Genomic DNA, 14248 nt, shown 5'->3' on the forward strand with positions numbered 1-14248 from the left:
TTGCCTGGTACGGCAGCCAGCCTGTTCACGTCGGACTGACTCTTGACGGGCGCGCATTGCACAGTCGCGGAGAGAATGGGCATGTGCACTCAGACAGCATCCGAACAATACAAAAACTATTCACGCGCGTGGAGTTCTATCAGTATGCCAATCGTCCAGATTCAGCGTGTTCCGGGGCTACCGAAAGAGAGAGTTAAAGCCCCAGCGGGGGTGCCGTTCAATGAGTGGCTGGCGGACCAGAATCTTCATAACGAACTACGCATCAGCGTTAACGGTCGCGAGCTTCGGGACGATGACGAGATCGGCTTCATCCTGCAAGAAGATGACAGGGTTATCATCTTCGACCAGCCTAAATCAGGCGATCTGGCTAAAACCCTCCTAAACCCGCTCGAGCACTTCAACCCGATAAAGTTTACTCAGAAAATCATGAGTGGGCTCATCAAGCAGCCTGGGACAGGCGATATCGGGCAAAGCAAAACTTCATCGAATAACAGCCTGAAGGGACAGTCTAACCTTGCCAGAAATGGTGAGGCAAAGCCTGACAATTACGGACTGATTAGGGCATTTCCTGACCTGATTCAGGAGTCTCTTTTTGAATATACGGACAATCTGAAATACCTGACCGAGTTCATGAACTTTGGCATTGGGACTTACACTGTCAGCTCAGTCAGATATTCGGAAAGTAACCTTGGGTCGATGGCGGGGGCGTCTTTCACCGTCTATAACCCAGGTGATGTAATTGGCACGATAAATGAGGGTTATCAGTTCGATGACGTTGACGGGCAAGAGGTTCCCGGCAAGAACGAGTCAGAGGATTTCCCTATTGAGAGCGCCACTGCCAGCACTGTGATAAGCGGAAGCTACTCCGGCGGTCAGATCCTCATGAAGATAGTAAAGCAAGCAAGCTTTGACTATTTCATGGGGCTCACGCTTCCTCATGCGGTGTCGTTCATAGTTAACGTTACATACCCTACCGCAAGTGGAAATGTGACCGAGGATTTTACGTTATCAGGCAATCTCATATCGGCCACGCAGACATCTAACGGGTCCGTTACAGCCCCGATTTATTACTACAATTTTGTGATCGACAGCATTGAAGGATCAAACGCCTCATACATATCTACCGCAACAATCAACACGACTAAGTTCATCCTTAATGACAACCAGGCGCTGGCGATTGGCCCCTTCTTTTCACCGGTACAATCCTCGCAGCTGTGGCTGCACACGCAGTCAGGATTGGGTGGTAAAAGCGAGACCAACTGGCAGGTTACGATCTGGAAAGTCGATGATGATAATGTCCAGGTACCGGGAACAACTCAGACGCTCCTATATCGACAAACTACGCCTCACCAGTCTACATCTGACACATTCTATCGCACAGATAAGCTAACACCTACCGCAGGATATGGACGCTATGCGGTGACGTTCCAGCGCACAGATAACAGCAGTGATAGCAGCAAGCTCAAGATTGAGGCAATTCATAGCGTCAATACGCGGAGCAACGTCACCTATTTCGGCGACACGCTTGTGCGCGTAACGGTCAGGCAGACAGAGAACGCCACCAGTGCGCGAGACAGGAAATACAATGCCCTCATTAACCGGCATGTAATCACTTACAACATGAGCATGCAGAAGGTAGATTACGCGCTGAGGGCGTCGCGCAATTTTGCTGACATTGCTCTGTATAACTGGCTTGTTATTGGCGGGCAGCCTGAAAGTTCAATCGACATACATGGACTCTATCAGATACAGGCAGAGCTCGACGGCAGAGACCAGCGGCTTAGCTATTTTGACTACACCTTTGATGATGAGGATGTGTCGCTGGGACAGAGAATGGAGACCATATGCGATGCGGCTGGGGTAAGTGTTTACTGGGATGACAGCGTTCTGTCTTTTACGCTCGACGCAAAAAGGACTGTGCCGGCAACAGTTTTCAACCGATCCAACACTGTTGATGCAGGGTACTCTTTAAGCTACGACATGACGCTTCCGGGCGGCTATGACGGCGTTGAGGTTCAGTACCGCAATCCGACCACCAACAAGCAGGCTTATATACGCTATCGGGTGAGAAACAATCAGATCGAAGCCGGTCGGCCACTCAAAGCTAAAAAGTTCGAGATGATGTATGTGAGGGATGGTTTTCAGGCAGATTTTCGGGCGCAGAAAGAGTGCAGACGGCTGCTTTATTCGCGGATGAGCATGGCTATTACAGCCCTTGCAGACGGTGAGTGGGTTAACGTAGGAGATATGGTTCAGGTTCCTGACACATACGACACCAATCAGCAGGCTGGCTATATTGTTTCGCGCAGTGGGAATGACTTTGAAACGAGCGAACGAATAAGCTTTACTGGCTCGATGTATGTCGTCATTACTGATTCCATGGGCAATTCATCTGCTCGCTATCCTGCTTCTCCTCGTTCCGACACAGCATTTGGATTCACTGCGGCTATCCCCCAGATGGCATTGAACATCTTTGACGGATATGACGTTCAGTCTCCCTCCCGTTACGTAATCGCAACCATAGAGGAGCTTAACGCCACTCAGTGGGTGATAAGCGAAAAGCAACCTAATAGCGATGGCACAACAGCTTTAACCCTCGCTGAATATAACGATTTGGTTTATCCCTGATACTATCCTCTTAACATCAGGCCAGCCTAAGCGCTGGCTTTTTTTATGGAAAAATTATGGCCACACAACCTACTCAGCTGCCTGTTCCAAGTGAGTCACCTCGCGATCTTAAGTTTAATGCCGGTAAGATTGACGAATTTGTGACTTCTTTAGAGCGGCAGTATATTGATAGATTCGGAAGCAAACATTATACGATTGAGGGGCTAAGGTGGCTGGCTCAATATGCTATATCTCAGTTTGGCTATATTACTCTTGACTCATTCCAGGCTGGCGCAACTATCACGTTGCCTAACCAAGTTCTGCGCGATACAAGTAATGGGGAATATTATCGGTGGGATGGAGCTTTGCCAAAGGTCGTAGCTGCTGGGTCTATACCCCAGAACTCAGGGGGTTTAGACGTTGGAAAGTGGATTTCTGTGGGTGATGCTTCGCTCAGAGCGCAATTGAATAAAGCGACAGGGTCTCAACTTATAGGCATTAGTCCATCTGGGACTCTTGCAGACGCGTTGTATTTTGTTACTCCGGAGATGTTTGGTGCCGTCGCTGATGGCGTTAACGATGACCGGGTAGCGATTAACGCGGCTATTGCTACAGGTAAGCCTGTGATGTTGCAGGGTTATTACAATGTCAGTTCCGGTTCTATCAATATCCTGCCAGGCACCAGGTTCATCAGTAAGGGCGCACGTATCAAAAGCACTTCAACAACCTCCGCGATGATTTATGCGGTAGACGTTGATGACTGGAACATTGAAGGCCGTCTATCTCTGATTGGTATGGGTGGGATTACCGACAAAGGCCAAATCGGTATTCTGGAAAGCGGATGTCAGAATTACCGTGTCGATGCTGTAACCGCTTCCGGAATTGCTGGCCGTGCGTTCTATCAGAATACAGTTGGCACATGGGAGGCGCCTCGTGGAAATAAAGGTTCCTGGACAAATTGCTCAGCATATTTTTGCTTTGTTGGCCGTGAAGACGTAGCCAATTCCACCAGTTCTAACCTGATGAACGAGTTTACAGGGTGGATTAACTTCAAAGCATCCGGTTGTGAGATCGGATCACGCACGTCAGCCGGCAACTGCCAGTTTATTGGCGGAATGCTGGTCGACAATGCTGAAGGCTTCACCTGTCCGGAGGTAGGTACAAATACTACTCACGGACAGGTTGTAGGCATGACCATCGCCCATAATTCGCGGTACAACGTGAACATGGTGGCGCAGACCGCAGGATTTACCTTCAGTGGATGCAGCATCTATGGGGACAGCCAAACTGTGGGCGCAGTACGCCTAGACAGATGTCGTGGGGTAAAGTTTGTAGGCTGCAATTTCGAAGCGAGCATTTATAACGACGGGCCCGGCACGAACTTTGTGGTGGGTTGCTACAACAACAATAACTTTGCTTTTTTCCGCTCAGGTGGCAACCCTGAAGGTATCGTCATTACAGACCTTTATGATCAGAATGGTTATTCATCTCGTAACGATGTCTTCTGGGCACACTCAGAGGCAACGCTTACCGGGAACGCTCTTTATAGTTATATGGTTAGTAATTATGCTGGGCGCATAGGATTTAATTTCACCACTCGCGACCCTCAAAAAACGCTTGATATAACCAATGCTGCAACTATGGGTTATAAATACTGCCGGATTGCTGGTCGGGTTGGCGTCAGTACAAAAATACACATAACAGGTATGACGGCTGGAGCCACAGCTTATCTTACCTTGGTCAGAGTGAGGGCGGGAGTGGCTAACGAAGATGTTTGTTATCAGGTCATACCTCCATACACGACAACAGCTGTTGCTGGATGCCTGAATACTGAATTGAACGTGCTGGCGGGTGATGCGTTGTTCATTAAGCTTACGCTTTCTACAGGAGACGGAACGATCTCAGCATCGCGGACAGAGTTTGCTGCGCATTATATAGGTGGTGCTGGCTAAACCAAGCAGGGATTCCTGGGGCGGAAGAGTCACATGCCTTTCCGCTCTGCGTACCAGTCATACTCGCCCCATAGCCAGACGGCCACCACCAGAATGAAAAGGCCATTGAAATAGAAAACGTCTTTTGTCATCAGTATGGTGATGGCACATGTGATACCGCTGACTCGTGTAACGAGGCGAAATAATTGTTGAAGGTTCATTCGTGACTTAGCTGCGCCGGGGGTTGGCGATGATCGTAGTAAATCCCATATTTTTGTCAAGGTAATCCGCGCTGATCATATTCAGATGTATGGGAAGAAATCATAGGCATGTTTTGCATTTTTTCATGCATTGATGCCTGTGAGTTCATCATTATTTAGACAACCTCTCTGGCTGGAGCCCTTAGATATAGTGATTTTAGTTTGTTAATTACATCTAATTTCGACAGGTATGCTGGTATCAAAACCCCGGACAAAGTGTATGTCGCAATTGAAAAGTCATTATGGAAATGCTGAAACACTCTGAACGATGATAGCGGAACTGGCTTAGCGATGAATGTTGACATTAGGTCTAATAAAATAAATATGCTCAGGTGCCACGTCATGATGGAGCGCGTGCTCTTCCCCACCAGAATAACGGCTGAACTGTCACTGACGGACCTTGAGAACGCGTTCGCCAGGATAAAAACACAATAGATGATGAGAAGGGCGATCAGCGTTGTCAGGATGAAACCATCCTTATATTCACTCCATGACATAACCATAGGGGTCGTGCCATACGACACCGTTATGACCGTAGTCAGCATGAACACCAGCAATAGTGCGCTAAAAGAGTATGCGCGGAATATAAATGCTCTGACTGCATAACCGATCAGCATAAACATTGAGCCATACATTGACTGCGTTGCGAGGTTATAAATCTGCCTGTGTGAAGACTGGTATTCAACCGCCACAACATTCATGGCAACCAAGCCGCCAGTAATGGCGAGAGCTATCAGCAATGAAGATCGGACCGATTCGCTTGCCGGAATTTTGTTGAACAGAGCGACAATGATAGTGCAAAGCACCAAGGCAACGATGTAGGCCAGCAAAAACCACGCTACCAGAAACAACTGGTTGTTATGCATATTGCCGAAATAAGCCTTGCTGATGCTATCAAGCACGTTACTGCCAAACGGATTCGACAGCGATGAAAATCCAATGTCAATGAGGGCCAGTGCGAGGCAGCCAATAATGCAATATCGAATAATAAGATAAGTTAATGATGTGCCAACTGATTTAAAAAGTTTACGTACGTTTAACCGGTCTTTTAACGTGATCCCGCCGACAAAAAAGAATAGCGGCATGTGAAAGTAATAAGGCTTCAGGACGCTCATAAAATCTGCATAGTGGCCTAAAACAACGGCAATGATGCCAATGGCTTTCACCAGATAAAGGGCGTTACTTTCTTCTTTTGATAGGTGCATCTATCGTCATCTCTCATGAATCAGACATTATTATTTTTGACATGACGGGCGCGCACTCTTTGAGAGTTAGCGGTTGTCATGAATTCGTAAAGGAAGTGATAAGATATAGTAACCTAATTTTCTGAGCGTGTAGTAAGGATTAGTTAGCCCGCTTACAAATCATGCATCAAACCCCACTTCCTGCAGCATTTACAAATCTCTCAGCCGCTCCGCCTTGATCAAATCTACCGATCAATAATACTGTTTATCCATACAGTATCTATCGTAGGAGGATTTATGGGCGGGAGAGACAGTAACTATCAGGTGATTTACCGCGGAGAGAGTCTTGAGAACTTTCGAGAAGGGGAGTGGGTATTCTTCCAGCGCGCGAAGGAGTACGGCGGTGGCCTATGTTTTGGCCCAATTTATCTCAGACTCAGCAGGCGTTGGTGTCTTGGATAATGGAACTCCGGCAACAATTCTTTCTAACTTAAAGTCCGGCATGAAAAAGTTTACCCCTGGCAGGCTTTTGAATGTGTCGACCTTCCTTACTTCTGGAAACTATACGCCAACATCGGGTACAACTTTTATCAGAGTAAGGGCGGTAGCTGGCGGTGGCGCAAGTGGAAGCGAACCAGCCTCTAGTGGAAGTAATGGCGGAATGTCTCAGGGTGGTTATTACGGTCAATATATCGATATTGTAATTCCTGCTTCTTCCTTTGCTGCGCCCGTATCAATAGTAATCGGATCTGGCGGGGCAGCAGCAGCAGCAGGTCAGAATACAGGGGGGGCGGGCGGCGCCACATCCTTCGGGTCTATCTTCACACTCCCGGGCGGCCCTGGCGGTGTGTCAATGCCTCTATCGACGGGGGCAGCTGCAGCAGGGGCTAGTCTATCAAGCCGGCCAATTACCTCCACAATTACGCCTATTAACTCATCTGGAGGCATCGCTAAAGCCAGCACTGTAATCCAGGTAGTTCCTGGTACAAACCTTGGGCAGATGCCGTTGCCTTCACCTATTGAGGGCGGATATTACGGTTCTGGAGGAATTGGCGTTCCATCTACAACATCAGCAGTTCAGGGAAACCCTGGCATTTCAGGCATAATGATAATTGAGGAGTATGCATAATGACCGCGAATCTTGCCATGATCGCAGATGATGACATTGAGGTTATGAATACAATCGTTGCAGAAAATGAAGAGTTTAAGATGTTGGGGTACTATTTTGTTCCAATCTCAGATAAGCCGTGCCAGATAGGGATGTTCTACAACAAAAAAGACGGTCGCTTTTATTTTGACAAGGGGTTTAAACTAACTTCAAACCCCGTAGAAGATCCGTCTCAAATTCCAGCAGAGCAAGGCGATTCAGAGTAGCTCATCCGGCTTTTCTCGTAGAAAGACAAAGGTTGGAGAAATGGAGTGGTAATCACTCTCTACATTTAAAAAATCTTCAGGTGCTATTAAATGTAGTTTATAACCATCTTTCGATATGGCAGCTCTGTAAACGTATTGATGTGTGTGCTTGATAATTGCATAAAACTCTTCAAGCTTATCACCCCAAAGCTCAGAAAATATCACTCTGGGCGGATGAGATTTTAGGGTTTTACCAGCACCCATCAATGCGTCTTTTTCGGCACCTTCAATATCCATTTTCCAGATGTCATAACTTTCATTAATGCCATCAATGGTTATTTTAGGGACGCAAATTTTCTTTGGTTCTTCATTGAAGATGTGCCTGAACATATTTACACTTTCGATATCGTATGTAGAGCCCTGATTGTGGGCCTCTGAGACATAAATATCTATCAACCCTTCTTTATCAGATAAAGCAGCCTTCAAAGGTTTTATCTGATCGCAGCCAATATTTTTAATTCTCCTGTAAATTTCAGGTATAGGCTCGATTGCTGTAACTGATGATGCGCCGCTTTCAAGAAATAGCAGAGCTGTTAAACCGATGTTTGCACCTGCGTCTAACACCCGATCACCTTCTCGAACAAACTTACTTATAAGCATTCGGTCAATATCATACTGAGGATACTGGACATCAAGAACGGCGCAGGCGGCATAGCGTCTTTCATGGGGATTTAATAGGTCTAACTTAACTGGGAAGTTATTTATGCTTATATATGCACTCCCTGTGTTCTTAATGTTCCCTTCAATTTCAGTGTAATACATAAACAACCCTCTGATTAATCACGCCAGATCGCCAACCAGCGATAGCTCCATAAAGATTACCTTATCTTAACTCACAAGCCCAATCGTAGTTTGATTTGAAACTAATTCCCTTGAGTTATGAGCAGAATAAAAAAGCCCGGCGACCGGACAATGACTCAGCCGTGCCTCTCTGAGCAGGCTTCGGGGTGTGTGATTTGAGATTAGTCACGCATGTCCGCAGCCGCCAGCCTAAAAATCCAGCACTCTCATCAGCTTTACAAATTTGCTTCCCGTTTCGGCTTGATCAAATCCGCTGATCGATATTACTGTTTATCCATACAGCATCTATCGTAGGAGGATTTATGGGCGGGAGAGACAGTAACTATCAGGTGATTTACCGAGGGGAGAGCCTTGAAAACTTTCGAGAAGGAGAGTGGGTGTTCTTCCAGCGAGCCAAGGAGTGCGGCGGAGGTTACTGGTTTGGCCGGACGTATACTTTCTACTTCTGGATGGAGTTCGGGCAGCCGACGTCACTGGCGCAGGGGATCGACTATCTGCTTGCACTTGAGAGCATCAGACCGCAGCTGGAAGTGTTCGACGATGACCAGTTTGGCCTGCTGTTTTAACAGATACGAAAAACCCGCCACAAGGGCGGGTTAAAACTCAACTCTTTGGCAGGCCTAAAAACAGCAATCAATTACATCAACTCACCACACTACTTATGCCATTCAAGCATAGCCGCTAATTTGAGATAAGGAAAAAAGTCCCATCATCAGAGGCGATGATGGGCAGTAGCGTGGTGATGCACGAACGCTTAATGCGCTCTGTTATAAGAGTTCTGTTCAAATCTCATGTGAAGATAGAGAGAAAAGACCCGCGTTCCTGCGAGCCTGACCCCACACACCGAACGGTAGGAGCGCCCGGTTTGTCCTAAGATAAAATTAAGCCTAATAGGCTTTTTAAGGGGTTCAAGCGTAAGCGGTAAAAAAAAGCCCGCAATAAGCGGGCGAGCATGAATATAATTAAAACTTAAATATGATGAGCGTTGGTTGGTCATGTTCAGAACTTTAAGTTATCGGCAGGGATTACTCACACTTTATAGACAGAAAAAAATCTGATCGGAGTACATTTTTTTGAGTTCGACTATGACCAGTTTGGCCTGCCGTTTTGAATGAGGTGGTTATTCCGCCTTTCCATCAATCCAGTCCGCCCACCATTGCATCATTTCCCTTCGCTTATCGAGATACTGCGCGTGGTTGTAAATGCCGCGGATGTTGTTGCGGTCAGTATGCGCCAGCTGCTTCTCTATAGCATCGTGAGGCCACTGGTGCTCATTCATAACCGTACTGAACTGGTGCCGGAATCCGTGCCCACTCGCCAGCCCTTCATAGCCAATTTGCCTGATAACCTGTAACACGGTGTTTTCACTAATCGACTTACGCTTGTCATTGCGGCCGGCAAACACGAAATCAGAAACTGAGGTTATCGGCTGCAGCATTTTCAGCAGGTCATGAACCTGTTGTGACATCGGGACGATATGCGCTTTGCGACTTTTCATCACTTCGGCATCGATGGTGATGAGCATGTTCTCGTAATCGACGTTCACCCATTGCATGGAGCGAAGTTCCTTTGTACGCATAGCCGTGTACTGCAGAATCTGCGTAGCCGTCTTGGCTATGATGCTTCCCGGATATGTTGCCAGCGCCTTATTAAAGGCGGGGATCTGGTCTTGCGGCAGGAAAGGGTAGTTCTTTTTCCGATAACCGCGAAGTGCATCAGCCAGGTCGGGCGCCGGGTTATATTTGGCGCGACCGGTTACTACGGCATAACGGAAAACCTCTCCACACCTTCCTCTGGCTTTATTGGCCCTCTCCATAGCTCCGCGCTCTTCAAAACGCCTTAACACGCCAAGCAGCACCATTGGTTCCACTTCTTCCATAGTCAGATGGCCGATGTACGGAAGAATATCCTTTTCAAACATGCTGAGCAGTTCCACGGCATATCCTTCAGACCAAACCTCACGCTTATGCTTGTACCACTCATCGAAGATGGTGCCGAAGGTTGTCGCCTTCTGAACTTCACGCTGCTTAGCCTGCTGCTTCTCTCCGGCCGGATCTAACGCCTGCACCAGTTTCATTCTGGCTTCTGACTGGCGCGCCCGTGCCTCTGTTAATCCGATCTCCGGATAAGGCCCAATCACCAGCGTCTTTTCTTTGCCTTCAAATCGGTATCGCATGCGCCACACCTTTTTACCGGTAGGCGGTATAAACAGGAACAGGCCACCTGAGTCGGCAAGGCGATATGATTTTTCTTTTGGCTTGGCCGCGTCTATCTGCTTAACCGTTAGCATGTGGGCATAATTCCGTGGGCATTTTGCATTGTGCCCGCAATATGCCCGCAAAAGTTTGGTGCAGTCAATTCACTTTGGGTTACTTCGGGTAACATCAATTGAGCGGGAAGGCCTAACCAGTGCGGGTTTGAGTAATGCGAGGGAATGGCGGGTAATGAATGAATGGTGTCCCCTGCAGGAATCGAACCTGCAACTAGCCCTTAGGAGGGGCTCGTTATATCCATTTAACTAAGGAGACAACCTGACACATCAGTGTCGCGGCGCATGTTACCGTAATTGCCGCATTTTTTACAAGTGATGGCAGGGTTTTGTTGCGATCAATACCGCCTCCGGCCGCAGCTGTCCGCAGCGCATTATTCCGGCTATCGCCAACGCACACAGAATTGCGCTGGATCAATAACCCTCCCGGCAGTCAGGCATAACGTAAAGGAAAGTAAAGACGCTTTCCCTGACCCCCTTGCTGACGAGGTAACATCATGTCTCTCAAACTCTCTGTGACGCTAATCATGCTGGTGTGGCTGAGCTATGTCGCCTTTGCCGGCTCCTATTTTGTCAGCACCTTCGCGCTGTTTAACTAAGGCGAGGCGGCAATCACTCTGGCTTTGCTCCAGTTGTAATTACTCATCACCAGCTTCAGCGGCGCATCGACCGCGCCGTAAAATCGATGCTGATGCTGCATGAAAAACGCACGGAGGTGCGGCGGCAGCTGCTCCGCTTCATAGCGCAGCAGGGTGCTGTGCCAAAAGGGCGGCGGCAGCGGCGTATGCGGATAGCGCTGGTGCAACGCGTTCTGCCATGGGCTTGCCAGCAATTGTTGCGTGAAGGCGGCGCGCATGGCCAGGCTGTACGCATCGGGTATCCCCGCCAGCAACAGCTGCCCTGGCAACGCCACCAGCCGCAGTTTTTCCAGCCGCACGCGCAGCGGTGTAATCGTCTGAAATGCCTGTGTCAGTTGGCTGAAATCATCCTGCGCATCCGCCGTGTCATAGTGCGGCGGCGTAATGGCGAGAAAGGTAAAATGCACTGCGCCAGGCGGCATGACATCGGCCAGCGGATCCTCAGCGGCGAGCTGGTGCAGCGTGGCTAACAGTGACTGAATCTCCGCGTTTATGACCGGCGTGATACCCGCGGTAAGCGCAAATTTATCCTGTGCATAGCGCGGCGCACTCAGAAGGTTGCCGATATCGGGCTGCTGCTGCCAGCCGGTAAGCGTACGCTTGGTAGCCTGTTGATAAAGGTGTTCAAGTTGCTGGTCGGAAGGGGACATCACTCATCCTTAGGGGCAACGCGCCGCTGGCACCAGAGTGGCCAGCGGCGCGCGTTTTACTGTTTCGAGGCGGTTTTTTTACGCGACGACGTTTTCTGCTTCTTGTCGTTGCTCATGTCGTTACGAATCTGCGCATGACTGATCAGCGCAAAAATCAGCGTGCCGCCGGTGATATTGCCAAGCAGCGTCGGCACGGCAAACGGCCATAAAAATTCATGCCAGCTCGCAGCACCGGTAAACACCAGATAGAATACTTCCACCGAACCCACCACGATATGCGCCAAATCGCCAAGCGCCACCAGCCAGGTCATCAGAATGATCACCACGATTTTTGCCGATTCTGCGTAAGGGAACATCCACACCATGGTGGCGATGATCCAGCCGGAGATCACCGCATTGGCAAACATCTCGCCAGGCGAATTCTCCATGACTTTCTCGCTGATATGGGTAAATGCCTGGCGCGTGGCATCGTCAAAGATTGGCATCTGGCTAAAAGCCAGCGCCGCAGTGGCGGTACCGATCATATTGCCGAGCAGCACCAATCCCCACAGGCGCAGCAGCAGCGCAAAGTTGCCTGCGGTGGGCTTATGCATGATCGGCAGCACGGCGGTGACGGTGTTCTCCGTAAACAGCTGCTGACGTGCCATGATGACAATCACAAAGCCAAAGGTGTAGCCGAGGTTCTCCAGCAAAAAGCCGCCGGGCACGCCTTCCAGATGGACCTGAAAAATCCCTTTCGCCATCAGCGAGGCGCCCATCGACAGACCAGCGGCAATCGCGGACCAGAGCAGCGCCATGCCGTCGCGCTCAAGCTCTTTCTGGCCATCTTCACGAATCTGTTCATGGATCGCCGCGGCACCGGAAGGCAGATCTTCCTCGTCGACCTCAATCTCTTCGCCCTTGTCTTTTTCTTCGCTATCGACTTCGTTACTTTCGCCGTCGTGCTCTTTTATTGTTTCTTCTGACTTCATGTTTTTCCCCAGTGATATTTGCGCACGGCAATAAGCGTAGCGGGTTTTTGTGTTCTGAAATTGTTACGGTAAATACAACCAAGAGTAACAAGGTATTAACTCTGCTTATTTTAGCCCGCTTTTGCTGTTTCAGCAGGGCAATCCGCGGCCAGAGCGGCCTTTACGGCCACCGCGCGCGCTTCGGCAGTATGCTGGCATGTGTTATCATGCCGCCCTCATTTTTATAGCGCGATTTTTCCCTCATGCTGGAAATCATTAATCTCACCTGTGTTCGCGATGAGCGTACGCTATTTAGCGCGTTGAATTTTCGCGCGGACGCGGGCGATATTGTGCAGATTGACGGGCCGAATGGCGCCGGAAAAACCTCGCTGCTGCGGCTGTTGGCCGGGCTTAGCCAGCCGGAAAGCGGTGCCATTCACTGGCACGGCACGGCGATAGCGCGTCAGCGTGAGCGCTGGCATCGCGATCTGCTCTACTTAGGTCATCATGCCGGAATCAAAGCGGTGCTGACGCCACGCGAAAATTTGGCCTTTTTACATGCGAGCAGCACGGAAGCGCAGCGTGATGCAGCGCTGGAGAGCGTCGATCTGCTCGGCTATGAAACGGTGCCGGTGGCGCAACTTTCTGCCGGACAACAACGGCGTGTGGCGCTGGCGCGTCTCTGGCTTAGCCAGGCGCCGCTGTGGATCCTCGATGAACCGCTGACCGCTATCGATAAATCGGGCGTAAATAAATTAATGATGCATTTCATGCAACATGCCGATAACGGGGGCATGGTCATCTTAACTACCCATCAGGATCTGCCGGAAGGCAATGGACGCGTGCGCAAAATCCAGCTGTGCGGCGTGGAGCCTGACGCATGCTGATTCGCGTTATCCGGCGTGAACTGCAGCTCGCCTTTCGCAGCGGCGCAGAGATCGTCAATCCGCTGTGGTTTTTCCTGATCGTGATTACGCTGTTTCCGCTGGGCGTCGGCCCGGAGCCGCAGCTGCTGGCGCGTATCGCGCCGGGCATCGTCTGGGTGGCTGCCTTACTGGCCTCGCTGCTGGCGCTGGAGCGGCTGTTTCGCGATGATTTTCTCGATGGTTCGCTGGAGCAACTGCTGCTGCTGCCCACGCCGCTGCCGGTCACGGTGATCGGCAAAGTGGTGGCGCACTGGTTGCTGACCGGCGTACCGCTGATCCTGCTGTCGCCGCTGGTGGCACTGCTGCTGTCACTGGATATGGCCAGCTGGCGCGCCGTGGCGCTGACCCTGTTGCTCGGCACGCCGACGCTCAGCTTTTTAGGGGCGATCGGCGTCGGGCTGACCGTGGGCCTGCGCCGTGGCGGTGTGCTGCTGAGCCTGTTGGTATTGCCGCTGGCGATACCGGTATTAATATTTGCCAGTGCGGCCATCGATGCCGCCGGCATGGGTTTACCGATCGGCGGCTATTTGGCCATTCTCGGCGCGATGTTGGTGCTCAGCGCCATGCTGTCGCCGTTTGCGACCGCCGCCGCGTTGCGTATCAGCCTGCACTGATTCGA

At 50.0% G+C, this 14248-nt stretch carries 12 protein-coding genes and 1 tRNA gene; 7 read left to right on the top strand and 6 right to left on the bottom strand.

What is annotated here, in order from left to right:
• Positions 1-144: 144 nt before the first annotated feature.
• Entirely contained in the window at positions 145-2628 is a 2484-nt protein-coding gene (locus ACJY2L_RS09025) for a host specificity factor TipJ family phage tail protein (RefSeq protein ID WP_439212489.1), read from the top strand.
• A gap of 56 nt (positions 2629-2684) precedes the next feature.
• Complete coding sequence (locus ACJY2L_RS09030; protein ID WP_439212488.1) at positions 2685-4559, top strand: hypothetical protein; 1875 nt, start codon at positions 2685-2687, stop codon at positions 4557-4559.
• Positions 4560-4914: 355 nt separating this feature from the next.
• On the opposite strand, the gene ACJY2L_RS09035 is transcribed toward ACJY2L_RS09030, so the two are convergent.
• Positions 4915-6003 (bottom strand): acyltransferase family protein, encoded by a 1089-nt coding sequence (locus tag ACJY2L_RS09035; protein ID WP_439212487.1) that lies wholly within the window; start codon positions 6001-6003, stop codon positions 4915-4917.
• A gap of 382 nt (positions 6004-6385) precedes the next feature.
• On the opposite strand from ACJY2L_RS09035, the gene ACJY2L_RS09040 reads away from it, so the two are divergent.
• Both ACJY2L_RS09040 and ACJY2L_RS09045 read left to right on the top strand, forming a co-directional pair.
• The gene (locus ACJY2L_RS09040; RefSeq protein ID WP_439212486.1) at positions 6386-7111 is read left to right on the top strand and encodes a hypothetical protein; all 726 of its coding nucleotides are present in this window, start codon (positions 6386-6388) and stop codon (positions 7109-7111) included.
• Positions 7111-7356, top strand: coding sequence for a hypothetical protein (locus ACJY2L_RS09045; protein WP_439212485.1), 246 nt, complete (start codon positions 7111-7113; stop codon positions 7354-7356). The genes ACJY2L_RS09040 and ACJY2L_RS09045 overlap by 1 nt, the downstream gene beginning before the upstream one ends.
• Here ACJY2L_RS09045 and ACJY2L_RS09050 read toward each other — a convergent pair.
• A complete protein-coding gene (locus ACJY2L_RS09050) occupies positions 7348-8157 on the bottom strand; it encodes an FkbM family methyltransferase (protein ID WP_439212484.1) in 810 nt (269 codons plus the stop codon). The two genes, ACJY2L_RS09045 and ACJY2L_RS09050, sit on opposite strands and share 9 nt — an antisense overlap.
• Positions 8158-8573: 416 nt before the next feature.
• Between ACJY2L_RS09050 and ACJY2L_RS09055 the strand changes: the two genes are divergently transcribed.
• Positions 8574-8762 carry a hypothetical protein gene (locus tag ACJY2L_RS09055; RefSeq protein WP_439212483.1) on the top strand — a complete coding sequence of 63 codons (189 nt, stop codon included), beginning with the start codon at positions 8574-8576 and terminating at the stop codon, positions 8760-8762.
• Between the two features lie 554 nt (positions 8763-9316).
• On the opposite strand, the gene ACJY2L_RS09060 is transcribed toward ACJY2L_RS09055, so the two are convergent.
• From ACJY2L_RS09060 to ACJY2L_RS09075, 4 genes are all read right to left on the bottom strand, one after another.
• A complete protein-coding gene (locus ACJY2L_RS09060; protein ID WP_439212482.1) occupies positions 9317-10486 on the bottom strand; it encodes a tyrosine-type recombinase/integrase in 1170 nt (389 codons plus the stop codon).
• 163 nt (positions 10487-10649) lie between these two features.
• Positions 10650-10724: transfer RNA gene (locus ACJY2L_RS09065), tRNA-Arg, on the bottom strand.
• 336 nt (positions 10725-11060) lie between these two features.
• Positions 11061-11753 (bottom strand): hypothetical protein, encoded by a 693-nt coding sequence (locus tag ACJY2L_RS09070; RefSeq protein WP_439212481.1) that lies wholly within the window; start codon positions 11751-11753, stop codon positions 11061-11063.
• A 56-nt stretch (positions 11754-11809) separates the two neighbouring features.
• Positions 11810-12724 (bottom strand): formate/nitrite transporter family protein, encoded by a 915-nt coding sequence (locus ACJY2L_RS09075; RefSeq protein WP_439212480.1) that lies wholly within the window; start codon positions 12722-12724, stop codon positions 11810-11812.
• Positions 12725-12966: 242 nt separating this feature from the next.
• Here ACJY2L_RS09075 and ccmA point away from each other — a divergent pair, with 242 nt between their 5' ends.
• Both ccmA and ccmB read left to right on the top strand, forming a co-directional pair.
• Positions 12967-13590 carry a cytochrome c biogenesis heme-transporting ATPase CcmA gene (gene ccmA, locus ACJY2L_RS09080; RefSeq protein ID WP_439212479.1) on the top strand — a complete coding sequence of 208 codons (624 nt, stop codon included), beginning with the start codon at positions 12967-12969 and terminating at the stop codon, positions 13588-13590.
• Complete coding sequence (ccmB, locus tag ACJY2L_RS09085; RefSeq protein WP_439212478.1) at positions 13584-14243, top strand: heme exporter protein CcmB; 660 nt, start codon at positions 13584-13586, stop codon at positions 14241-14243. The genes ccmA and ccmB overlap by 7 nt, the downstream gene beginning before the upstream one ends.
• Positions 14244-14248: the final 5 nt, after the last annotated feature.

The organism is Duffyella sp. Ts4, from assembly GCF_051851875.1.
Lineage (GTDB): Bacteria > Pseudomonadota > Gammaproteobacteria > Enterobacterales > Enterobacteriaceae > Duffyella > Duffyella gerundensis.